Here is a 21188-nt window from a genome sequence, read left to right on the forward strand (position 1 = left end):
GCCGCTCAGGCGCTGGTGAGGCGCCGCTGCCGCTCCAGTTCGCGCTGGTAGAAGCGCTGCAGCTGCGTGCGGCACTTCACCGGCTGGCCGTAGTGGCTCTCGCCAGCCAGGGTCGGCAGGGAGGCCCATTCCGGGGCCAGCCGGGCCAGCACCTCGGGCGTCAGGCCATGGCGATCGAAGCTGCGCAGGGCGCCGCGCTGCTCGATCAGGTGGAGGGCGGCCTGGTCCTGGCTGGCGGGGCCGAAATCCCGCAGCCCGAGGCGGTCGGCGGCCCGGTCCCAGGTGGTGGGCAGAAACTGGTAGGCACCGGCGGCGGCACTGGCGTAGCCGCGCCGCACGACGGTGTCGGGGTGACGGCTGAGGTCGCCGAAGCGATCGCCGCCGTAGAGCACCCGGTAGCCGACGTCGCTGCCGCCCAGCCAGGTGCCCTCGGCGTAGCGGATCGTGTTGAGCAGGGCGCGCCGCTCGGGGGTGATCCCGTAGGGGCCGGGGGCGCTCGCCACCACCGGCCGGGCGGCGGACGGGGAAGCGGTTGGGGCGGCGGGCCGGACCGCCGGCGGGACAACGGGGACGGCCGGGCGTTGCACCATCGGCAGCATCAGGAGCAGCACCAGGGTGAGCGGTCCCCGCTGGAGCGGCTTCAGGGGCGGCGGCAGGGGGCGACGCAAGGGCAGGCGGACGTCAGGGATCCATGACCCTGCTCAGGCCCGGGGCCTGGACGCGAGACCCCGGCGCCCGTACTGGACAGGCGGCGCCCCTCTGTGCTGGCCAATCCGGACCGGGCGGTGCGATTTCAGGAAACATTCAGTTGGGGGCCGGGAGGGGCGGGCAACTGTGGGTCGCCGGTCGCCCCGAGCGGGCCGACGGGAGGGCGGGGTACAGCCAGGACGAACGATCAGTTGTCGTGATCAATACAGAACGATTGATTCGCGCTTCTCCCCCGACCCTTGCCGCTGAAGCCGCACTCCGGTTCAATCCTGGGCCAGGAAACCAAGGGCCACCCGGACCCGCTGCAGCGTCGCGGCGGCCACGGCCGAGGCCCGCTCCCGACCGTCCCTGAGGACCGTCTCGAGGTGGCCGGGATCACGGCGCAGCTCCGCGTACCGCTGCTGCAGGGGCCGCAGGGCCTCCACCGCAGCCTCCGCCAGCAGGGGCTTGAAGGCGCCCCAGCCCATGGCGGCACAGTCCGCCGCCGCCCGCTCGCGGCCCACACCGGCGAGCAGGGCGTAGAGGCCGAGCAGGTTGTCCGCCTCCGGCCGCTCAGGGTTGCCGAACTCCAGGCCCATGACCGGGTCGGTCTTGGCCCGCTTGATCTTGCGGGTGATGACCTCGGGCGGGTCCAGCAGGGTGATGCGGGAGCCCTCGTTCGGGTCGCTCTTGCTCATCTTGCTGCGGCCGTCGGTGAGGCTCATCCCCCGGGCCCCCTCCTTGAGGATCAGGGGCTCGGGCACCTTGAGGACCGGGTGCTCCGGATCCGGCGCGTAGCGGGCGTTGATGCGCTGCTGGGCGATGTCGCGGGCCAGCTCCAGATGCTGCTTCTGGTCGTCCCCCACCGGCACCAGATCGGCGTCATAGAGAAGGATGTCCGCGGCCATCAGCACCGGGTAGTCCAGCAGGCCGGTGGAGACGTTGTCGCCCTGCTTGAGCGCCTTCTCCTTGAACTGGATCATCCGCTCCAGCCAGTTGAGCGGCGTGACGCAGTTGAGCAGCCAGCAGAGCTCGCTGTGCTGGCTGACGTGGCTCTGCACGAACACGGTGGAGCGCTGCGGGTCGATGCCGCAGGCCAGGTACAGGGCCGCCGTGGTGAGGGTGTCCTCCGCCAGGCGGCTGGGATCGTGGGGCACGGTGATCGCGTGCAGGTCGACCACGCAGAAGAAGGTCTCGTGGCTGTCCTGCAGGGCCACCCAGTTGCGGATCGCCCCCAGCCAGTTACCCAGATGCAGGGCCCCGGTGGGCTGGACGCCGGAGAGCACCCGGGGCCGCACCGTCCCGGCGCCGTTGTCGCTCACGCTTCCGGGGTGGCGTCGCCCTCGCTGTCGGCGGGGGCCACCGCCCCCTCGGCCGCCTCAGGGGCGGCGTCCGAGGCCGCCACGGTCTCCTGGGCTCCGGTCTCGGCCTCCCCGGATTCGGCCGGAGCTTCGGCTTCGATCACCGCCACGGGCGCCGCAGGCCGGCTGGGCCGGGCGAAGGGATCGATCCGGGGGGCCCCATGGCCGCCCCGGCCCCCCTGGCGGGGCTGGCCATCGCCACCGCCGCGGCGGGGCTCCCCTCCCCGGGAAGCGGGGGTGCGGGAGCCCGCCTGGGCCCGGTGCTCGGCCACCAGGGCCTCGAGCTGGCCCTTCTCCAGCTGGTCGGCGAGGGTGCGCAGGGAAAAACCCAGCACCGCGACCGTGGAGCGCAGGCCGAAGGCCTCCTGCAGGGCACGGGCGGCCTGCATCTCGTTGTCACTGAGGCGGATGCGGAAGCCACCCGGCTCCCGGTTCGGCCCCGATCGGCCAGCCCGCTCGGGGGCATCCCCGCGGCCGGAGGCCACGGGAAGGGGGGTGTTGGTGTCGTCCGCCATGGCCGCAGCCCGCAATCAGGGGCAAGTGTCGCGCATCGACGTCCGGCCGGCGGCGGCGTCAGGACCCAGCCACAGCAGCCGGTGCCTGCCCAGGCGGGCCTGGCGGTCCCGCCGTGCCAGCACCAGCAGGGGCACGGGACGGGGGCCGCCGGCGGCGAAGCGCCGCCGGTACTGCTGGATCAGGTCCAGGTAGGTCTCGAGCGTCCAGCCCTGGGTGCCCCGCTCCTGGGCGGCCCAGAACTTCCGCAGCGCCTCCCGGCAGGCGTCCGCACCGAAGTCCTCCCAGCAGAGCCGTTCGGCCTCCCAGGCCGGGTGGCCGGCGGCCACCAGCTCCCGGTAGCGGCGCAGCTCGGGGGCCTCCTGGCTGCAGTCCGGCGGCAGGCGATAGGCGAGCCCCTCCACCGGGACCCGGCTGAGGCGCAGCCAGCAGCGCTCAAGCAGCAGCACCGGCAGGCCGCCGTGCCAGTGGTCACTGGCCTCCAGCTCCTTCAGGGCACGGCGCAGCTCCTCGCGGTGGGGGTCCAGCAGGAACAGACCATCAACCGTGGCAGCCGAGGATGACGTCGAACCCGGGCCGGACGTCCCAGCCGGGCCGGAGCGGGCATCGGAAGACGGCACGGAGGGGACCCGGACGACAACCTGAATCATGGTGCGTCCGTCGGGGGTCTGCCGGGACGGTGTCTCAAGGGAGGTGGACGCGGGGGTGGGAGCCCCGTCACTTCTGAGCTAGAGAGGCATCGCCGCCGGTACCCGCCCGTGACGTCCCCGGACCCCCTGCGCCCTGCCGCCCTGGCCTCCCTGCTGTCCACCGGCTGGGGCCGGCAGGCCCTGCTGCTCACCGGGGGGGTGATCGGGGGCGAGCTGCTGCTGCGGGCTCTCCCCGGAGAGGGACTGGGTCTGGTGGGGCTCGCCGGGGTGGCGGCGGGCTGGTGGTGGCTGGGCCGGCGGCCCGCCCGCCTGGCACCGCCCCGGCTGCCCGCCAGCTTCGACGCCTGGATGCGGCGCTGCGAGGAGCTGCTGCTCCAGTTTGAGCATCTGGAGGGGGAGCCGGCCGAGGGCGAGCCGGGCAAAGGCCAGATCCAGCGCCGCGCCGGCCTTGCCGCCCTGCGCCAGGAGGGGGCCCGGCCCGGCCTCCAGCTCGCCCTGGTGGGCTGCGTCGCCCCCGACGCCGCCTGGGCCCCCCAGCTCCAGGCGGCCCTGCGCGGCCGGCTGGCCCTGAGCCTGCGCTGGGGCGAAGCCTTGCCGGCGGTGAGCCGGGAGCGCCAGTGGCCGGAGGGCTTCGCCGCCGCCGACGTGGTGCTGTTCCACCTGGTGACCCCGCTGCGGGCCGCCGATCTGCGCTGGCTGGAGGCCGTGCCCCCGAGCCAGCCCCTCTGGTTGCTGGTGCAGCCGGAGGCCCCCTGCGATCCGGCCGTCCTGGCGTCCGAACTGGCCTCCCAGTGGCCCGGCGCCGCCGCCGACCGGCTGCTGCCGTGGGACGGCCGCCCCGAGGCCCTGGCCACCAGCCTGCAGCCCCTGGCCCGCTGGCTGGTGGCCGAGGGCCCGTCCCTGCGCCGGGCGACGCCCCTGCGGCGCATCGAGGCGCTGCACCGGCGCTGGCAGGCCGACCTGGAGCGGCTGCGGCGACAACGGCTGGTCCAGCTGCAGCAGCGCACCCAGTGGATGGGGGCGGCGGGGGTGTTCGCCGCGCCCCTGCCCTCCCTGGATCTGCTGGTGCTGGCGGCGGCCAACGGCCTGATGCTGCAGGAGATGGCGCGCCTGTGGGGCTGCCCGTGGAGCGCGGAGCAGCTCAAGGCCGCCGCCATGGAACTGGGCAAGGCCTCCCTGTTGCTGGGGGTGGTGGAGTGGAGCAGCCAGGCCCTGCTGGCCGCTGCGCGTCTCCATGGCGCCACCTGGGTGGTGGGCGGGGCCATCCAGGCCCTCAGCGCGGCCTATCTGACGCGGGTGGTGAGCCATGCCATGGCCGATGTGCTGGCCCTCTCCGCCGGCGTCGAAGCCCCGGACCTGGAGCGGATCAAACGGGAGGCTCCCCTGCTGGTGGCCCGGGCGGCCGAGGCGGAGAAGCTCGACTGGTCCGGCTTCCTGCAGCAGGGCTTTGCCTGGGTCAGCCAGCAGTTGGGGCCGGCGGTGTGACGAAAATTTCATGAACTTGCTTCATGAATATTCATTGCGAATCCACCCGATTGCCTGAAGGTTCATTGCTGCCCGGTTGGGGTTTCCTCGGGGTTACTTAATGTGAATCGACCTCCCTTGTGGAGGTATCACTGCCTCTTCCTACCGTCTTACTTCCATGACCACTGCCATTCGCAGCGGCCGCTCGGAAAGCTGGGAAAGCTTCTGCGCCTGGGTCACCTCCACCAACAACCGCATCTATGTCGGTTGGTTCGGTGTGCTGATGATCCCTTGCCTGCTGGCCGCCACCATCTGCTACGTCGTCGCCTTCATCGCGGCCCCCGCCGTCGACATCGACGGCATCCGTGAGCCGGTCGCCGGCTCCCTGATGTACGGCAACAACATCATCTCCGGCGCCGTTGTCCCCTCCAGCAACGCCATCGGTCTGCACTTCTACCCCATCTGGGAAGCCGCCAGCCTCGACGAGTGGCTGTACAACGGTGGCCCCTACCAGCTGGTGGTCTTCCACTTCCTGATCGGCATCTCCGCCTACATGGGACGCCAGTGGGAGCTCTCCTACCGGCTGGGCATGCGCCCCTGGATCTGCGTCGCCTACTCGGCCCCCCTCTCGGCGGCCTTCGCGGTGTTCCTGATCTATCCCCTCGGCCAGGGCTCCTTCTCCGACGGCATGCCCCTCGGCATCAGCGGCACCTTCAACTTCATGCTGGTGTTCCAGGCCGAGCACAACATCCTGATGCACCCCTTCCACATGCTGGGTGTGGCCGGTGTCTTCGGCGGCTCCCTGTTCTCGGCCATGCACGGCTCCCTCGTCACCAGCTCCCTGGTGCGTGAGACCACCGAAAGTGAGTCGCAGAACTACGGCTACAAGTTCGGCCAGGAAGAGGAGACCTACAACATCGTGGCCGCCCACGGCTACTTCGGTCGCCTGATCTTCCAGTACGCCTCCTTCAACAACAGCCGCAGCCTCCACTTCTTCCTGGCCGCCTGGCCCGTGGTCGGCATCTGGTTCACGTCCCTGGGCATCAGCACCATGGCGTTCAACCTGAACGGCTTCAACTTCAACCAGTCCGTCCTCGACAGCCAGGGCCGGGTGGTGAACACCTGGGCCGACGTGCTCAACCGTGCCAACCTCGGTTTTGAGGTGATGCACGAGCGCAACGCCCACAACTTCCCCCTGGATCTGGCCACCGTCCAGTCCGTTCCCGTGGCCCTGCAGGCTCCGGCGATCGGCTGATCCCTGCGGCATCCGTGGTCGGCTCCGGCCCTCGGGCCGCTCGCCGATCCACCCCCAGCCCCCTCCGTCCCCTGCGGACGTCGAGGGGGCTTTTCCTTGGCGGCCATCCGGCCGTGGGAGTACGGCCGCGGCGGCCAGAATGTTCAATCCAAGCTTTCTGCTCGCCAGCGGTCCCCATGCCCCAGCACCGCCATGACGGCCAGGGCCCCCACGACAAGGCCCCGCGGCTCCCTCTGAAGCGGGCCCTGGTGGCCGCCGCCATGGTGCTTCCCCTGCTGAGCAGCGGCTGCACCCCCGGGCCCCGGAGCGGTGCCCCGTCCCCCACGCCGTCGATGGCGGGGGCGGCCCCGGGGGCCAGCAACAGCGCCGGTGCTGCGGACCAGCGCCCCCTGGTGCTCACCACCTTCACGATCCTGGCGGACATGGCCCGCCAGGTGGCCGGCGATCGGGTGCGGGTGGAATCGATCACCCGGCTGGGGGCCGAGATCCACGGCTACGAGCCCACCCCCAGCGACCTGAAGCGGGCCTCGGGGGCCGACCTCGTGCTGGAGAACGGCTTCGGCCTGGAGCGCTGGGCCCAGCGCTTCTACGCCGGCCTCCCCGACGTGCCCCACGTGACCCTCACCGAGGGCATCACGCCCCTGCCGATCGCCGGGGACGCCTACCAGGGCAAGCCGAACCCCCACGCCTGGATGTCCCCCCGGCTGGCCAAGGTCTATGTGGAGAACATCCGCCGCGCCCTCACCCGGCTCGACCCCGCCGGCGCCGCCACCTTCCAGCGCAACGCCGCGCGCTACAGCGCCGAGCTGGACGCCCTCGACAGGGAGCTGCGGACCTCCCTGGCCCGGATCCCCCCCGGCCAGCGGGTTCTGGCCACCTGCGAAGGGGCCTTCTCCTACCTGGCCCACGACTACGGCCTCACCGAGGCCTACCTGTGGCCCGTGAACGCCGAGTCCCAGGTCACCCCCCAGCGCATGGCCCGCCTGATCGCCCTGGTGAAGGAACGCCGGGTGCCGGCGGTGTTCTGCGAGAGCACGGTCAGCGCCGAACCGCAGCAGCAGGTGGCCCGGCAGTCGGGGGCCCGCTTCGGCGGGGTCTTCCACGTGGATTCCCTCTCCCTGCCCGACGGTCCGGCGCCCAATCTGCTGGAACTCCAGCGTCATAACGTGGAGACCCTGCAAGCGGGTCTGGCGGGGAGCTGAACCGATGCCCTCTCGCCCCACCCCCTGCGCCGGCAACGAGCGCATCACCGAGCGCATCGCCGTTCGCAACCTCTGCGTTGATTACCACGGGGTGGTGGCCGTGCATGAGGCCTCCCTGCATCTCGATGCCGGCACCATCTGCGCCCTGGTGGGGATGAACGGGGCCGGCAAATCCACCCTGTTCAAGGCCCTGATGGGCTTCGTGCGCCCCTCGGCGGGCAGCATCGCCATCAATGGCCTGCCCCTGCGCCAGGCCCGCCGCGCCCGGGCGGTGGCTTACGTCCCCCAGACCGAGAGCGTCGACTGGAACTTCCCGGTCAACGTCCAGGAGGTGGTGATGATGGGCCGCTACGGGTCGATGAACCTGCTGCGGCTCCCCCGTCCGGTCGACCGGGCGGCGGTGCATGAGGCGCTCGAGCGGGTGGACCTGTGGCCGCTGCGCCACCGCCAGATCGGCGCCCTCTCGGGCGGCCAGCGCAAACGGGCCTTCCTGGCGCGGGCCCTGGCCCAGGGCGCCTCGGTGATGCTGCTCGATGAGCCGTTCAACGGCGTCGACATCCGCACCGAGAAACTGATGATCGAGCTGTTCGAGCAGTTCCGGCGTGAGGGGCGCACCCTGATGATCTCCACCCACGACCTGGCCCACGTCACCAGCTTCTGCGACCAGGTGGTGCTGATCAACAAGACCGTGCTGGCCTACGGCGAGACCTCCTCGGTGTTCACCAGCGAGAACCTGGCCCTCACCTTCGGCGGCCTGCGGCTGGAAGGGGAGCCCGCCGGCGATTCCGACCCGCACCCGGCGCCATGACCGCCTTGCTCACCTGGCTGATCGAACCGCTCCAGCAGGAGTTCATGGTGCGGGCCCTGCTGGTCAGCATGCTGGTCTCCTGCGTGTGTGGCCTGCTGTCCTGCTACATGACGCTCAAGGGCTGGGCCCTGATGGGCGATGCCGTGTCCCATGCGGTGATGCCGGGCGTGGTGATCGCCTACGCCCTGAACCTGCCCTTCGCGGTGGGGGCCTTCGTCTTCGGCGTCGGCTCGGTGGCCCTGATCGGCTACATCAAGCAGATGACGCGGATCAAGGAGGACACGGTGATCGGGCTGGTGTTCACCGGCTTCTTCGCCCTCGGCCTGACGCTGATCTCCAAGGTGCGCAGCAGCATCGACCTCTCCCACATCCTGTTCGGCAACGTGCTGGGCATCAGCTCCTCCGACATCCTCCAGACGGTGGTGATCAGCGTGCTGGTGCTCACCGTGCTGCTGGTGCTGCGCAAGGACCTGATTCTGTTCTGCTTCGATCCCACCCACGCCCGCTCCATCGGCCTCCACACCGGCGTGCTGCATTACCTGCTGCTGTCGATGCTCTCGTTGGCGGCGGTGGCCGGCCTGCAGACCGTGGGCATCATCCTGGTGGTGGCGATGCTGGTCACGCCGGGGGCCACCGCCTACCTGCTCACCGATCGCTTCGACCGCATGGTGTGGCTCTCGATCCTCTCGGCCGTGATCTCCAGCGTGGCCGGGATCTACTGGAGCTACTGGATGGATGCCTCCACCGCCGGCTGCATCGTGCTGGTGCAGACGCTGCTGTTCCTGCTGTGCTTCCTGCTGGCGCCGCGCCATGGCCTGCTGGCCCAGCGGCGCCGTTCGCCGCGGGCCTCCCGTTTCCCGTCCGCGTGAGCGAGCCGGCCGCGGGCTCTGCCACGGTCCCGGCAGCGGACCAGCGCTGGCCCTGGTGGCCCCTGCTGCCCCTCTACCCCTACGGCCGGCGCCGCACCCTGGTGCGGGAGCTGGTCGCCGGGCGCCTCTGGAGCTTCGAGCAGCTGCAGGGGGTCTGGTATGTGGCGGTGCCGATCCGCATGCTGGTGCTGCGGGTGCGGGAGGGGCTGCTGCTCTACGCCCCGGTGGCCCCCACCGCCGAGGTGCGCGCCCGTCTGCGGGACCTGGAGGAGCGCCACGGTCCGGTGTGCACCATCGTGCTGCCCACCGCGTCGGGGCTGGAGCACAAGCTGCCGGTGCCGGCCATGGCCCGGGCCTTCCCGGACGCCCAGGTGTGGGTGGCGCCGAAGCAGTGGAGCTTCCCCCTGCCGCTGCCGCCCGCCTGGCTGGGATTTCCGGCCCGCCGCACCCGGGTGCTGCTCAGCGATGGGGTGCCCCATGGCGACCAGCTCGACTGGCTGCCCCTGGGCCCCCTGGATCTGGGGCTGGGCACCTTCCTGGAGGTCGCCTGCTTCGATCGGGCCAGCGGCAGCCTGCTGCTCACCGATGCCCTGGTGGCGATCCCGCCGGAGCCGCCGGCGGTGTTCGACCTCGATCCCACGCCGCTGCTGTTCCATGCCCGCGAGCGCGGAGACGAGCCCCTGCGGGATGATCCCCAGGGGCGGCGCCGGGGCTGGTGGCGGCTGGTGCTGTTCGCCACCTACCTGCGCCCCAGGCCCCTGGTGATCCCCCCCCTCGGCGAAGTGCTGCGCCATTGCCTGGCACCGGGCTGCCGCGACGCCCGCGCCCACTTCGGCTTCTACCCGTTCCGGTGGCAGCCCGGCTGGCAGGCCGACTTTGAGGCCCTGGCTCCGGGGGGCCGCAGCACCCTGCAGGTGGCGGCGGTGCTGGAGCGGCTGGTGTTCCCCCGCCAGCGGGCCGCCCTGGTGGCCTGGATCCGGCTTCTGGCGGGCCTGAAGGACCTGCGCTGGGTGGTGCCGGCCCACCACGATGCCCCCGTGGCCACCTCGGCCCAGGAGCTGGCGGCCCTGGCGGATCGGATCGAAACGGGGGAGTGGGCCCCTGATCAGGGAGCCTGGGAAACCCTGGCGGGCATCGACCGCACCCTGGTGGGGCTGGGGCTGGTGCCGGGGGAAGGGGACGGCTGAGGCCTAGAGCTCCAGTTCACCGGGGTCGTCGTCGAGGCCCCCCTCGAAACCGCCGCTGCCGAGCATGGCCGTCTCCAGCTCCATGCGCTGCTCCATCTGGCGCAGGAAGTACCCGGTCATCATCGCCGAGGCCAGCAGGCCGGCAAGATTGTCGCGGCTGGCCTGGATCTTCACTTCGAACTGCTCACCGGGGAGCATGCCCAGCAGACCCTGGACGTTGTGGCGGATGATGTCCTGGATGTCGCCGGTGGCCGAGCGCGCCACCCTCTGGAGCACGTCCGGAGACTGTTCCTGCAGGTACTGAATCAGCGAATTGTCGCTGATCGCCTCGTTGTCGGCGGTCAGGAACTCCGGGTTGAACATTTCCCCTCCGGTGTGCTCTGCAACACGACATGCACCCTAACGCAGGCTTTCAGGTGCTTTCTCCCCCGTGGGGAGGGGAGAACCCAACCGGTCCGAACCGGGCCGGAGGCCAGTAGCGCCAGATGGCGGTACCGATCAGGTCGCTTTCCGGCAGGGGGCCCCAGAGGTGGGAATCCAGGCTGGCATTGCGGTTGTCCCCGAGCACCAGCACCTGGCCGGCGGGGACCAGCAGGGGCGCCAGGTCGTAGTCCATCGGTTCACGGGCCCAGTCCGGCTCGGCGGGGGAGCCGTTGCGCCAGAGACGGCCGCCCTTCACCTCCACCCGATCGCCGGCCACCGCCACCACCCGCTTGATCAGGGCCGCACCGGGGTCATAGCCCGCCTGCCGCAGGGCGGCGGGCGGATGGAAGACGACGATGCGGCCCGGCTTCACCCCCGACCCGAAGCGGGGGCTGAGCTTCTCCACCAGGACCCGGTCCTGGAGCTGCAGGGTGGGCAGCATCGAGCCCGACGGGATCCAGCGGGGCTCCACCACCGTCCAGCGCAGCAGCAGGGCCACCAGCACCCACAGCAGCAGGCGGAGCAGCTGCTGCCCGAGGCCCCTGACGCCACCGGGAGGGGCCGACGGCGACCCCGGCGGCGTGGGCGTGGGCGTGGCGGGGCCGCTGCCCATGGGAAACCGTCCGTGAGGATGATTCCCCCATCCTGAACACCGGAGCGCCCCCCTTGGCCGGGTCCCCGACATCGCTGGCCAATGTGCGGGCGGCCCTGACGCTGCTGGGGGCGCTGCGCCGGGGCGGCCTGACCCATGGGGTGCTCTGCCCCGGCAGCCGGTCGGCCCCCCTGGCGGTGGCGGCCGCCCTGCTGGAGCCCGGGGGCCTGCGGCTGCACACCGCCATCGACGAGCGCTCCGCCGCCTTCTTCGCCCTCGGCCTGGGCCGGGCCAGCGGCCAGCCGGCGGCCGTGATCACCACCTCGGGCACGGCGGTGGCCAACCTGCTGCCCGCCGCCGTGGAGGCCGACTTCGGCTCGGTTCCCCTGCTGCTGCTCACGGCCGACCGACCGGCCAGGCTCAAGGGCTGCGGCGCCAACCAGAGCGTCAACCAGGAGGTGTTTCTGGCCGGCAGCTGCCGCTGGCTGGGCGAGGGCGATCCGCAGGGGCTGGCCGCCATGGAGCCCGCAGGGCTGGCCGACCTGGCCCGCCAGGCCCTGGCCGCCGCCCGGGGCGATGGGGCCGGCCGATCCGCCGGGCCGGTGCACCTCAACCTGCCCTTCGACGAGCCCCTGCATGCGGACGGTGCGGATCTCAGCCGCCTGGCCGCCGCACTGGCTGATGCGCCGTCCCCCCCGGCGACGGAGGCCCCGGCGACGGCGGCCCCGGGGCACCCTGTGTCCCAGGCCAGCGCCGGCACGGCCCTGGATCCGGACCGGCCTGGCGTGGTGGTGGCCGGCCCCTGGCGCGGCGCCCCGGCGGCCTGGCCCGCCCACGTGGAGGCCCTGCGGCGCTGGCAGCGGCGCAGCGGCTGGCCGGTGCTGGCCGATGCCCTCTCCGGCTTGCGGGGCCTGCCGGATCTGGAGACGGTGACGGCCTACGACCTGATGCTTCCGGAGGCCTCCGGTGGGGACGGGCTGGCGCCCGGGGGGGATCGGCAGGTGCTGCGCCTGGGCCCGTTGCCGGCCAGCCGCCGGCTGCAGCGCTGGCTGGCGGCCCAGGGGGGTCCCCAGGTGCTGGTGAGCGAAGGGGACGGGCGCCGCCTCGACCCCCTCGGCGTGGTGCGGGGCCAGGCGAGCGCCGGCCTGGCGGCCTGGCTGGCGGAGCAACCGCCGGCCTCCGGGGCGGGCGAGGCCTCCGGCGCCTCCCTGGCGCTCGCGAACGGCTGGCGGCGGGCGGAGGCGGCGGTGCAGGCCCTGCTGGAGCGGGAACTGGCCGGAGAACAGGGGGAGCCGGCCCTGGCCCGCCATCTCAGCCGGCTGCTGCCGGCGGGGCTGCCCCTGATGCTGGCCAACAGCAGTCCCGTGCGGGACTGGGAGAGCTTCGCCGACCCGGCCGCCCCGCCCCGGCCGATGCACGGCTTCCGGGGGGCCTCCGGCATCGACGGCACCCTCTCGAGCGCCTGCGGCCTGGCCGAAGCCCTCGGTGCCCTGGTGCTGGTGAGCGGCGATCTGGCCCTGCTGCACGATGCCAACGGCTGGCTGTGGCGCCCGCAGCTGGGCGGCCGCCTCACCGTCGTGCTGATCGACAACGGCGGCGGCGGCATCTTCGAGCAGCTGCCCATCCGCACCCAGCCAGCGGCGGCGCTGGATTTCGAGCGCCTGTTCGCCATGCCCCAGCCGGTGGACCCGCTGGCGCTGGCGGCGGTGCACGGGGTCCCCGGCCGGCGGCTGGAGCACCTGGACGACCTGGAGGGCGCCCTGGCCTGGGCCCTGGCCCAGCCGCTGGCCCTGCTGGTGGTGCCCACCGACCGGCGACGGGACGCGGCCCTGCGGCAGCGGCTGCGCACAATGGCCGCAGATCTGGCCGACCCTCTGGCCACCAACGGGCCGATCCCCTCCCCATGACCCCCGTTCCCCCAGCCTTGCCGCGCTGGACCAGCGCCGGCACCTACAGCGACATCCGCTTCGAGACCAGCGGCGATGGGATCGCCCGGATCAGCATCAACCGGCCCGAGAAGCGCAATGCCTTCCGGCCGCTCACGGTGCAGGAGCTCTGCGATGCCTTCAACCGGGTGCGGGACGACCCCTCCATCGGCGTGGTGCTGTTCACCGGCGAGGGGCCGGCCGCCGATGGCGTCTGGGCCTTCTGCGCCGGCGGGGACCAGAGCGTGCGCGGCGACGGCGGCTATCTCGATGCGTCGGGGCTGCCGCGGCTCAACGTGCTTGACCTGCAGCGGATCATCCGCAGCCTGCCCAAGGTGGTGATCGCCCTGGTGGCCGGCTACGCCATCGGCGGCGGCCAGGTGCTGCACCTGCTCTGCGACCTGAGCCTGGCGGCCGAGAACGCCGTCTTCGGCCAGACCGGACCGCGGGTGGGCAGCTTCGACGGCGGCTTCGGTGCCGGCTACCTGGCCCGGGTGGTGGGCCAGCGCAAGGCCCGGGAGATCTGGTTCCTCTGCCGCCGCTACGACGCCGGCCAGGCCCTGGCCATGGGGCTGGTGAACGCCGTGGTGCCCCTGGAGGAGCTGGAGCCCCAGGGGGTGGCCTGGGCGCGGGAGGTGCTGCAGCACAGCCCCACGGCGATCCGCTGCCTGAAGGCCGCCTTCAATGCCGAGACCGATGGGCTGGCGGGGATCCAGGAGCTGGCGGGCCAGGCCACCCACCTCTTCTACCGGACCAGCGAGGGCCAGGAGGGGCGCAACGCCTTCCTGGAGAAGCGGGACCCGGACTTTTCCGAGGCGCCCTGGCTGCCCTGAGGTGCCCCGGTCCATACTGCCGTTCCTGGCTGCAGTGACAGGTGTCCGCCTATCCGATCCCGGACAACGAGGCCGAGCGGCAGGCGGCGCTGGACGACCAGTGCATCCTCGATACGGAGCCCGATGAGGACTTCGACCGCATCACCCGGCTGGCCAGCCAGATGCTCGGCGTTCCGATCGCGCTGATCTCCCTGGTGGACCGGCAGCGTCAGTGGTTTCTCTCCCGGGTGGGTCTGGAGCCGAGGGAAACGCCCCGGGAGCTGGCCTTCTGTGCCCACACCATCTGCTCCGATGACGTCATGGTCGTCAGTGATGCCACCGCCGATGCGCGCTTCCGGGACAATCCCCTGGTCACGGGGGACCCCCACATCCGCTTCTATGCCGGCGTCCCGCTCCAGACCCGCTCCGGCTTCAACCTCGGCACGCTGTGCGTGATCAGCCGCGAGCCACGCCAGCTGGCGGGCACCGAACACCAGCTGCTCAAGGATCTGGGCGGCATGGTGACCCAGTACCTGGAATCGCGACGCAACAGCTATCGCTGTCCGCTCACGGGGCTCCAGAACCGACGCCCTTTCCATGAGGCGGGTCAGAGGGAATTCCAACGGGCCCGGCAGAGCGGCGAGGCGCTCTCCCTGCTGCTCTTCGGCCTGGACGGTTTCGCGGCCTTCTGTGCCCGGTTCGGGACGGCGCAGGGGGACCGGCTGCTGCAGGAGATGGCGGCAACGCTCCAGGCCCAGGTGGGGGAGAGCGCCCTGCTGGGACGGGTGACCGCCGACGAGTTCGCCGTGCTGCGCCCAGGTCTGGAGGGGCCGGCGGCCACGGCTCTGGCCGAGCGGATCCGGGCCGCCCTGACCCAGGGCGGCTGGCTGGTGGAGGGTGTCCGCCATCCGCTGGCGGTCAGCTGCGGTGTGGGCGTGCTGGGCGGGGACGACGGCGGCTTCAAGGATCTGCTCCGACGGACCGAAGCGGCCCTGACCCAGGCCAGGCTGTCCGGCACCACGGCGACCTAGGGCAGACCACCGCCGCTCAGCGGACTCGGCGACGGGAATCAGGCGGGGGGAGAAGGCCTGGCGCGTCGCCACGCCCGGAAGCGATCGAGGGCGGCACAGAGGTCCACGAAGCGCAGGGGCTTGGAGAGAAAGTCGTTCATGCCGGCGGCTTCGCACTCCTGGCGATGGGAGCTGAAGGAATAGGCCGTCAGGGCAATGATGTACACCTCCGTATAGCCCTCACGACGCAGCTGCCGGGCTGCCGAGATGCCATCCAGACCGGGCATTTCCACATCCATGACCACCAGATCGAAGGGCTCGCTTCGGACGCTCTGGAGTGCGGCGTTGCCGTCGCCGGCCAGCTGGACCGACAGATGCAGCCGGGCCAGCATCAGCTCCAGCACGCGCTGGTTGACGCGGTTGTCATCGGCCACCAGGATCTTCCATCCGGGATCGAATCCGTCGGAAGCGGGTGGCTCGGTGGGCCGCTTCTGGCTCTTCGAAGCCACCGCGAAGGGCAGGCGGACCGAGAAGCAGCTGCCCGTCCCGAGGCTGGACTCCACCGAGATCTCCCCGGCCATCAACTGGCAGAGGCGGGCACAGATCGCCAGGCCCAGTCCGGCGCTCTGGCTGGTCTGCTCCGGATTGTCGTGGCCGACGAACTCCTCGAAGATGAACGGCAGCGAGCCGGCGGCGATGCCGATCCCGGTGTCGGAGACACGGAACAGCAACCCCACCGCCTCCGGCGATGACCGGGTCGCCTCGACCACCAGACGGATCTCCCCCTGGTTGGTGTACTTGCAGGCATTCCCCAGCAGGTTGAACAGGATCTGACGCAGCTTGAGATCGTCACCGATCAACCATCGCGGCGTCTCCGGCGCCAGGGAAAGCTGCAGGTCCAGCTGGCGGATGGAGGCCTGGTGCCGAAACAGGTTCAGCACATCATCCAGCAGGGAATGGAGATCAAACGTCCGGGGGTTCAGCGCCAGCCGGCCGGTCTCGATCTGGGAGATGTCGAGAATGTCGTTGACCAGGTTCAACAGATAATCGCCGCTCTCATGGATCGTCTGGATCATCTCCCGCTGGCGCCCCTCCATGGGGCTGGCCAGCAGCAGATCGCTCATCCCGATCACGGCGTTGAGCGGGGTGCGGATCTCATGGCTCATCGTGGCCAGAAAGCGCGTCTTCGACTGGCTGGCCGCCAGGGCTTCATCCCGGGCCTGCCGGAGTTCACGGGTTCGCTGGGCCACCTGCTGCTCCAGCTGGTCGCGGGCATCGATCAGCCGGTCCTGGGCCTGGACGATCGCACTCTGGTCCCGGAAGGTGAAGACGAGGGACGGCTTGCTGGGCACATTGACGGTGGCCCACGACACCTCGATGACCCGCCGGGGAGGAGTGCTGGTGAGCTCCCAGGTGGTGGTGCCCTGGGGCGCCTCCCTCCAGAACGGCCGATCGGCCCGGTGGGCGGACAGGTCCCTGGACTGACGGTCGGGCAGGATGCCGCTCAGGGAGCGGCCAAGGCACTGCAGGCGTGAGAGGCCGACGAAGCGATCGAAGGAGGCGTTGGTCCATTCGACGGTGCCATCGAGGTCGGTGAAGGCGAGGGCTTCCTCGACGGCACCGAGCGCCGCCTCCAGCCGGCCGAGGGTGGTGCGCAACTGGGCGACGAGCTCCGGATCGGCCATCCCGGACTCAGCTCAGCGGGCGGAGGGTGGCCGCAAACACCCAGCCGTCCCCCCGGCGTTCGGCCACAATGAAATGCTCGGAATTGATGGCGTGTTGATCCTTGCAGATCGTCATCAACTCCAGGGGATGGTTGAGGATCTGGGATTCTCCAACGATCTGAAAGCGCGAGAATCCCAGGTGGTGGGCATCCCGGAAGGAGTCGGGGAGAATCATGGAGAGGGATTGACCCTCCAGATCCTCCAGGGTCCAGCCATAGGTGGATCGGAAAAGATCGTTGATCTCGACGATGCAACCGTCCCGATCGGCCGCGATGAAGGGCAGGGGCTGCCGGCGGAGCTCTTCAATCGTGACCATGGCCTGCGCCACACACATCCCCAGATTGTTCACAAACCTTAGCGCCGTATCCCGGTGGAGGCCCATCGCCGCCCCGGCCCGCACGCCGGCCATTCCCCGAGCCGGTCGGGACCCGGCGGGCTTTCCGGACCGGGGGATTCTTCTGACTCGGCGGCGCAGCGGGACCGCCGAAGGCGAAAGCCCCAATCCTTGAGGAATGGTAAGCTCAATCTGGTTTGAGATTCCTTGCGTGGATGATCCATCCATCCTGAAGCCTTCGGGTCTGCTTGATGCCCAGAGTGGCGCCGACCTGCGCACGTCCATCGCCGCACTGCTGCAGGAAACGCCAGGGGACATCCTCATTGATTGCCAGGGCATCGACTTCATGGACAGCAGCGGCTTCGGTGCCCTGGTCGCAGTGCTGAAGCGGGTCCGGGAGCATGGAAAACAGCTCTATCTCTGCAGTCTCAACAGCCAGGTGCGGATCGTGCTGGAGCTCACCGGCACCGAAAAGGTCTTCACGATCTTTCCGGATCAGGAGGCCTGCCTTCGCTCCGTTTCGGTGGATCGCACCGCGTGATCGGTCGGGCGTGAAGCGCCGATATCCCTCAGGAAAACATGGCGCGGATCACCGAATAATCATCCGTGAACGGAGCATTCGCCGTGATGTCGTGGATCTGGGAGAGCAGCCGGTCGAGGCCATCGTCGTCGGACAGCAGACCGCGGCACTGTTCCGCCAGCTGCATGAATTCCGGCAGGGTCCCCATCGCGCCGTCAGGACGGGGGACTTCATAGAGACCATCGCTGTAGACGAGCAGGCAGCCCCCTTCCCCGACCTCAAGACTCTCGTTGGCGTAGGACGACGTCTCGAACAGGCCCACCGCCATTCCCTGGGTCCTGAGCCACCGGCTGGGGAAGGCGCCGGCACGGCTCCAGAGCAGGGCGGGCGGATGGCCGGCACTGGCGTAGCGGAGGGTCCGGCTGGAGCTCTGATACACCCCGTACCAGATGGTCAGATAGCGCCCCTGGTGGCGCTCCATCTGGAATCCGCCGTTGAGGGACTGGAGCACGGCAGCCGGATCCCGCAGATCGACGGGCAGCGAACGGGAGCGCAGCTGGTTGTGGACGGAGATCGAGGGGAACGCCGCCGCCAGCCCGTGGCCGGAGGCATCGGCGAGATAGAGGATGAGATGATCCGGATCGAGCCAGAAGAAATCGAAGGAATCCCCGCCCAGCTCATGGGAGGGCTCGAAGCGTGACTCCACCCTGACGGCTCCGGCCATGGCCTCGGGGAACAGGGAGCGCACATAGCTGGCCGCCTCCTCCAGCTCCTGATCCAGTCGGGCCTTCTGCTGCCGCAGCTCCTCGGCCAGATCCTTCAGGCGTTCATTGGCCTGGTGCAGGCGGATGCCGGAGCGGACCCGGGCCAGCAGCTCCTCGGGGTCCACCGGCTTGCTGAGGAAGTCATCGGCGCCGCAGTCCAGGCCCCGGACGCGGTCCTCCACCCGGGAGCGGGAGGTCAGGAGGATGAAATGGGCCGACTCCAGGAAGGGGTCGGCCTTGCAGGCCCGGCAGACCTCCAGCCCGTCCATGCCCTCCATCAGCCAGTCGCAGAGGATCAGGGTGGGGGGAGAGAGGCGCGCCTGCTCCAGGGCGGCGTCCCCGGAGTCCACCACCACGACCCGGTACCCCTGGGCGGTCAGCCGCGCCTGCAGCAGGCGGGAGTGGATGCGGTCGTCATCAACGAGGAGGATCGTGGCCGCAGGGCCGGCGCTGGGCATCGGGGGCGCGGTCACGGGGAGGGGGGGCGACGTCGCCGCAACGCCTCGGTGACCCGGCCGGCCTCGGCGAGCAGCTGGTCGATCCTGATCTGGGGCCATGCCTCCGGATCGGAGCGCAGGGACTCCTCGACCTCTCGGCAGAGGGCCGCCAGCGCCAGCGCGCCCAGGCTGGCACTGGGGGAGCGCAGGGAATGGGCGGCGGTGATCATCGCCGGTGGGTCGTGGTACTGGTGGGCCAGCACGACGGCCGAGACCAGGCGCATCGCGTCGTCGAGATACAGATCGATGAGCTCCTGGATCAGCGGCTCGGCCCCCTCGCCCAGCGACTGCTCCAGCTCCTCCCAGGCGGCGGCGTCGATCGGGTCGGGGCCGGCCGCCGCTGGCGCGGGCACGGGTTGGTCGCGGGGGGGGGAGTGCTCCAAGGCGTAGGTGAGCTGGGCCGGCACGATCGGCTTGGCCAGGAAGTCATCCATGCCGGCCTCGAGGCAGGCCTGGCGATCCTCCGGACGGCCGTGGGCGGTCATGGCGATGATCCAGGGTTGCACGAACAGGGCCGGCAGCCGCCGGATGGCCCTGGTGGTGGCATAGCCGTCCAGCTCCGGCATCTGCACGTCCATGAACACGACGTCGCAGGGGTTCGCCTGCAGTGACGCCAGGGCCTCGGGACCAGACGCCACGGCCTCGGCCTGATAGCCCAGCCGCTGCAGCAGCAGCAACGCCAGCTGTCGGTTCACGGGGACGTCATCGACGACGAGCAGCCGCAGCGGCAGCCGATCCGCCAGTCGATGGGGCCCGGCCGCCGGGGCCGGTGGGGGCGTCTGCGGCGGCGGCCCGGCCGCCCCCGGCTCCGTCGCACTCTGCAGTTGCTGAAGCAGGGCGAGCCGAAGCTGGCCGAGTCGCACGGGCTTGGTGAGCATCACGGGCGGTGCGGCGTTTGGAGACGTCAGCGCGGCCACCTTGCAGCGATCAGCCAGAACGATCCAGGGGCGCATCCGCAGCAGGGGATCCCGAAGAAAGGCCGGAGGTGTGGCATCCCCCGGGCAACCCAGCAGACGCCCATCGATGACCACGGCACCATGGCCGGCGTCGGCGATCTCCGTCGGCGCGACCCGCATCGGGACCTGGCAGAGATCGGGGGCGATGACCGTGAAGCCCATCCACTCCAGCTGCCTCTGGAGCAGGCCACGGAGGGTGCGATTGGCGATCAGCAGCAGTACCGCGGCCGCCGCCGACGCGGGAATCGTCAGGGGCTCCGGGGTGATGCCGATCGGGGAGGCCGGATCGAGCCTCAACAGCACGGTGAAGGTGAGCACACTGCCGACCCCTTCCTCGCTGGCCAGGCGGATGCTTCCCCCCATCAACTCGCAGAGGCGACGGGTGATGGCCAGACCAAGGCCCGTGCCGCCATAGCGCCGCGCCGTGGAGGGATCGGCCTGGCGGAAGGGCTCAAACAGCAGGGGAATCAGGTCGGCGGGGACGCCGATGCCGGTGTCCCGGATCTGACAGGTGAACAGACATGGGGTGGGCTGGCCGGCTCCACAGGGCTGGGGCTCGGCGCTCAACGTGACCACGATCTCGCCCTGGGCGGTGAACTTGACGGCATTGCTGAGGAGATTCCAGAGGATCTGACGCAGGCGGGTACGGTCCCCGATGACGGCCGTGGGCAAGCGGGGGTCGATGTCGAGAACCAGTTCCACCTCCTTGTCGAGCAGGCGGGGGACGCTCAGATCCAGGGCCTCTTCGATGCAGACCCGCAGGTCGAAACGCTGCTCATCCAGCTGCATGGCGCCGGATTCGATCTTGGAAAAATCAAGAATGTCATTGATGATCGTAAGCAGGGAGTCGGTGCTGCTGTTGATGATCTCGACATATTCCCGCTCCACAGGATCAAGCTGGGAGTCCTGAAGCAGACCGGCCATGCCGATGATGGCGTTCATCGGCGTTCGGATCTCATGGCTCATCGTGGCCAGAAATGTGTCCTTGGCAGCATTGGCCGCCTCAGCGGTCTGCCGGGCCGCCTCCAGCTCCGCATTCAGCGCTGACAGGCGCTGGGTCGACTCCCGCAGCTCCCCCCGCTGTGTTGTCAGAATCTCATTGAGCTTCTGGCTTTCCGAGAGAGCCTCATTTCTGGCCTGCAGCAGGAACAGAAAATCAACCAGCGAATCATGCAGGGGAAAGTCATTGATTGTCAGTCCGATGGACTTCAGGTCCTCCAGTTGCAGCAGACAGGGTGTGCCAACAAACAGCAGTTGGTCCATCTCGTCAAGACAACAAATCTGACCCTTCAATTGCAGTGCAATCAAGTCGGACTTGAAGATGACGTGTCGATCCATGCAGTCACTCAGACTGGCGAAGTTCATCGGCACATCCGGGCGCAGAAGCTGGAAATGGTCATCGAGGTGCTGACCCAGCAGCTCCGGCTCAGGAAGAATGCGACGCAGGACAGATCCGGCGGAGCGGATCGTCAGTTCCCGGTCCACGACGAGATGAAAGGGAAACAGGGGATCGAGAAGGTGGTCAGGTAACCGCACGGCCATGACCATCAGAAACGACGGATCGTCATGGGTGCCGTTCGCCGTGGCCCGGCGAAACAGGGTGGGGTGGGCCAGCGGTCGCCGTAGAGGTGCGAA

General features: G+C 70.2%; 20 protein-coding genes. 10 read left to right on the forward strand and 10 right to left on the reverse strand.

Going from position 1 to position 21188, the window contains the following annotated elements; all coding sequences use genetic code 11:
- Window positions 1-5: 5 nt before the first annotated feature.
- The 4 genes from L107_RS06770 to L107_RS06785 form a co-directional block, all read right to left on the reverse strand.
- Window positions 6-668, reverse strand: coding sequence for a glycoside hydrolase family protein (locus L107_RS06770; RefSeq protein ID WP_159817257.1), 663 nt, complete (start codon window positions 666-668; stop codon window positions 6-8).
- 303 nt (window positions 669-971) lie between these two features.
- Window positions 972-2009, reverse strand: coding sequence for a tryptophan--tRNA ligase (gene trpS, locus L107_RS06775; protein ID WP_159817259.1), 1038 nt, complete (start codon window positions 2007-2009; stop codon window positions 972-974).
- Window positions 2006-2563 (reverse strand): hypothetical protein, encoded by a 558-nt coding sequence (locus L107_RS06780; RefSeq protein ID WP_159817261.1) that lies wholly within the window; start codon window positions 2561-2563, stop codon window positions 2006-2008. The genes trpS and L107_RS06780 overlap by 4 nt, the downstream gene beginning before the upstream one ends.
- Before the next feature lie 15 nt (window positions 2564-2578).
- On the reverse strand, window positions 2579-3181 hold the full coding sequence (locus L107_RS06785) for a hypothetical protein (protein WP_236550545.1): 603 nt from the start codon (window positions 3179-3181) through the stop codon (window positions 2579-2581).
- A gap of 138 nt (window positions 3182-3319) precedes the next feature.
- Here L107_RS06785 and L107_RS06790 point away from each other — a divergent pair, with 138 nt between their 5' ends.
- The 6 genes from L107_RS06790 to L107_RS06815 all read left to right on the forward strand — a co-directional run bounded on the left by L107_RS06790 (window position 3320) and on the right by L107_RS06815 (window position 9996).
- Complete coding sequence (locus tag L107_RS06790; RefSeq protein ID WP_159817265.1) at window positions 3320-4696, forward strand: YcjF family protein; 1377 nt, start codon at window positions 3320-3322, stop codon at window positions 4694-4696.
- 157 nt (window positions 4697-4853) lie between these two features.
- A complete protein-coding gene (gene psbA / locus L107_RS06795; protein ID WP_015108033.1) occupies window positions 4854-5930 on the forward strand; it encodes a photosystem II q(b) protein in 1077 nt (358 codons plus the stop codon).
- Window positions 5931-6106: 176 nt separating this feature from the next.
- Window positions 6107-7132, forward strand: a complete 1026-nt coding sequence (locus L107_RS06800) for a metal ABC transporter substrate-binding protein (RefSeq protein WP_159817267.1) — start codon at window positions 6107-6109, stop codon at window positions 7130-7132.
- Between the two features lie 4 nt (window positions 7133-7136).
- Entirely contained in the window at window positions 7137-7940 is an 804-nt protein-coding gene (locus tag L107_RS06805; RefSeq protein ID WP_236550546.1) for a metal ABC transporter ATP-binding protein, read from the forward strand.
- Window positions 7937-8809 carry a metal ABC transporter permease gene (locus L107_RS06810; RefSeq protein WP_159817269.1) on the forward strand — a complete coding sequence of 291 codons (873 nt, stop codon included), beginning with the start codon at window positions 7937-7939 and terminating at the stop codon, window positions 8807-8809. The genes L107_RS06805 and L107_RS06810 overlap by 4 nt, the downstream gene beginning before the upstream one ends.
- Window positions 8806-9996: a DUF4336 domain-containing protein gene (locus L107_RS06815; protein ID WP_159817271.1), complete on the forward strand. Its 1191-nt coding sequence runs from the start codon at window positions 8806-8808 to the stop codon at window positions 9994-9996. The genes L107_RS06810 and L107_RS06815 overlap by 4 nt, the downstream gene beginning before the upstream one ends.
- 3 nt (window positions 9997-9999) lie before the next feature.
- Here L107_RS06815 and L107_RS06820 read toward each other — a convergent pair whose 3' ends face one another.
- Window positions 10000-10359 (reverse strand): DUF760 domain-containing protein, encoded by a 360-nt coding sequence (locus tag L107_RS06820; RefSeq protein WP_015108028.1) that lies wholly within the window; start codon window positions 10357-10359, stop codon window positions 10000-10002.
- 49 nt (window positions 10360-10408) lie between these two features.
- Complete coding sequence (lepB, locus tag L107_RS06825) at window positions 10409-11032, reverse strand: signal peptidase I (protein WP_236550547.1); 624 nt, start codon at window positions 11030-11032, stop codon at window positions 10409-10411.
- Between the two features lie 53 nt (window positions 11033-11085).
- Between lepB and menD the strand changes: the two genes are divergently transcribed.
- Genes menD through L107_RS06840 form a run of 3 tightly spaced genes read left to right on the forward strand, consistent with a single transcriptional unit; the run spans window position 11086 to window position 14779 of the window.
- Window positions 11086-12918 (forward strand): 2-succinyl-5-enolpyruvyl-6-hydroxy-3-cyclohexene-1-carboxylic-acid synthase, encoded by a 1833-nt coding sequence (gene menD / locus L107_RS06830; RefSeq protein WP_159817273.1) that lies wholly within the window; start codon window positions 11086-11088, stop codon window positions 12916-12918.
- Entirely contained in the window at window positions 12915-13769 is an 855-nt protein-coding gene (menB, locus tag L107_RS06835) for a 1,4-dihydroxy-2-naphthoyl-CoA synthase (RefSeq protein ID WP_159817275.1), read from the forward strand. Before menD ends, menB begins: the two co-directional genes overlap by 4 nt.
- A 41-nt stretch (window positions 13770-13810) precedes the next feature.
- A complete protein-coding gene (locus tag L107_RS06840) occupies window positions 13811-14779 on the forward strand; it encodes a sensor domain-containing diguanylate cyclase (RefSeq protein WP_159817277.1) in 969 nt (322 codons plus the stop codon).
- 38 nt (window positions 14780-14817) lie between these two features.
- Here L107_RS06840 and L107_RS06845 read toward each other — a convergent pair whose 3' ends face one another.
- Window positions 14818-16443 (reverse strand): response regulator, encoded by a 1626-nt coding sequence (locus L107_RS06845; RefSeq protein ID WP_159817279.1) that lies wholly within the window; start codon window positions 16441-16443, stop codon window positions 14818-14820.
- A gap of 7 nt (window positions 16444-16450) precedes the next feature.
- A complete protein-coding gene (locus L107_RS06850; RefSeq protein WP_370515415.1) occupies window positions 16451-16891 on the reverse strand; it encodes a PAS domain S-box protein in 441 nt (146 codons plus the stop codon).
- 103 nt (window positions 16892-16994) lie between these two features.
- Between L107_RS06850 and L107_RS06855 the strand changes: the two genes are divergently transcribed.
- Complete coding sequence (locus L107_RS06855; protein WP_201295824.1) at window positions 16995-17357, forward strand: STAS domain-containing protein; 363 nt, start codon at window positions 16995-16997, stop codon at window positions 17355-17357.
- A 28-nt stretch (window positions 17358-17385) separates the two neighbouring features.
- Here L107_RS06855 and L107_RS06860 read toward each other — a convergent pair whose 3' ends face one another.
- The gene (locus L107_RS06860) at window positions 17386-18573 is read right to left on the reverse strand and encodes a PP2C family protein-serine/threonine phosphatase (protein WP_236550548.1); all 1188 of its coding nucleotides are present in this window, start codon (window positions 18571-18573) and stop codon (window positions 17386-17388) included.
- Window positions 18570-21101 (reverse strand): ATP-binding protein, encoded by a 2532-nt coding sequence (locus tag L107_RS06865; RefSeq protein WP_159817283.1) that lies wholly within the window; start codon window positions 21099-21101, stop codon window positions 18570-18572. Before L107_RS06865 ends, L107_RS06860 begins: the two co-directional genes overlap by 4 nt.
- Between the last annotated feature and the right edge of the window lie 87 nt (window positions 21102-21188).

This window comes from Cyanobium sp. Copco_Reservoir_LC18 (assembly GCF_009834675.1).
GTDB classification, from domain to species: Bacteria; Cyanobacteriota; Cyanobacteriia; order PCC-6307; family Cyanobiaceae; genus Cyanobium; species Cyanobium minutissimum.

What these genes read in the sequence shown, in the direction of transcription:
- L107_RS06850 (WP_370515415.1), bottom strand. Translation starts at nt 16,891, where the DNA reads ATGGCCGGCGTGCGGGCCGGGGCGGCGATGGGCCTCCACCGGGATACG.
- L107_RS06800 (WP_159817267.1), top strand. Translation starts at nt 6,107, where the DNA reads ATGCCCCAGCACCGCCATGACGGCCAGGGCCCCCACGACAAGGCCCCG.
- psbA (WP_015108033.1), top strand. Translation starts at nt 4,854, where the DNA reads ATGACCACTGCCATTCGCAGCGGCCGCTCGGAAAGCTGGGAAAGCTTC.
- L107_RS06805 (WP_236550546.1), top strand. Translation starts at nt 7,137, where the DNA reads ATGCCCTCTCGCCCCACCCCCTGCGCCGGCAACGAGCGCATCACCGAG.
- lepB (WP_236550547.1), bottom strand. Translation starts at nt 11,032, where the DNA reads ATGGGCAGCGGCCCCGCCACGCCCACGCCCACGCCGCCGGGGTCGCCG.
- menB (WP_159817275.1), top strand. Translation starts at nt 12,915, where the DNA reads ATGACCCCCGTTCCCCCAGCCTTGCCGCGCTGGACCAGCGCCGGCACC.
- L107_RS06855 (WP_201295824.1), top strand. Translation starts at nt 16,995, where the DNA reads ATGGTAAGCTCAATCTGGTTTGAGATTCCTTGCGTGGATGATCCATCC.
- L107_RS06820 (WP_015108028.1), bottom strand. Translation starts at nt 10,359, where the DNA reads ATGTTCAACCCGGAGTTCCTGACCGCCGACAACGAGGCGATCAGCGAC.
- L107_RS06865 (WP_159817283.1), bottom strand. Translation starts at nt 21,101, where the DNA reads ATGGTCATGGCCGTGCGGTTACCTGACCACCTTCTCGATCCCCTGTTT.
- L107_RS06780 (WP_159817261.1), bottom strand. Translation starts at nt 2,563, where the DNA reads ATGGCGGACGACACCAACACCCCCCTTCCCGTGGCCTCCGGCCGCGGG.
- L107_RS06810 (WP_159817269.1), top strand. Translation starts at nt 7,937, where the DNA reads ATGACCGCCTTGCTCACCTGGCTGATCGAACCGCTCCAGCAGGAGTTC.
- L107_RS06845 (WP_159817279.1), bottom strand. Translation starts at nt 16,443, where the DNA reads ATGGCCGATCCGGAGCTCGTCGCCCAGTTGCGCACCACCCTCGGCCGG.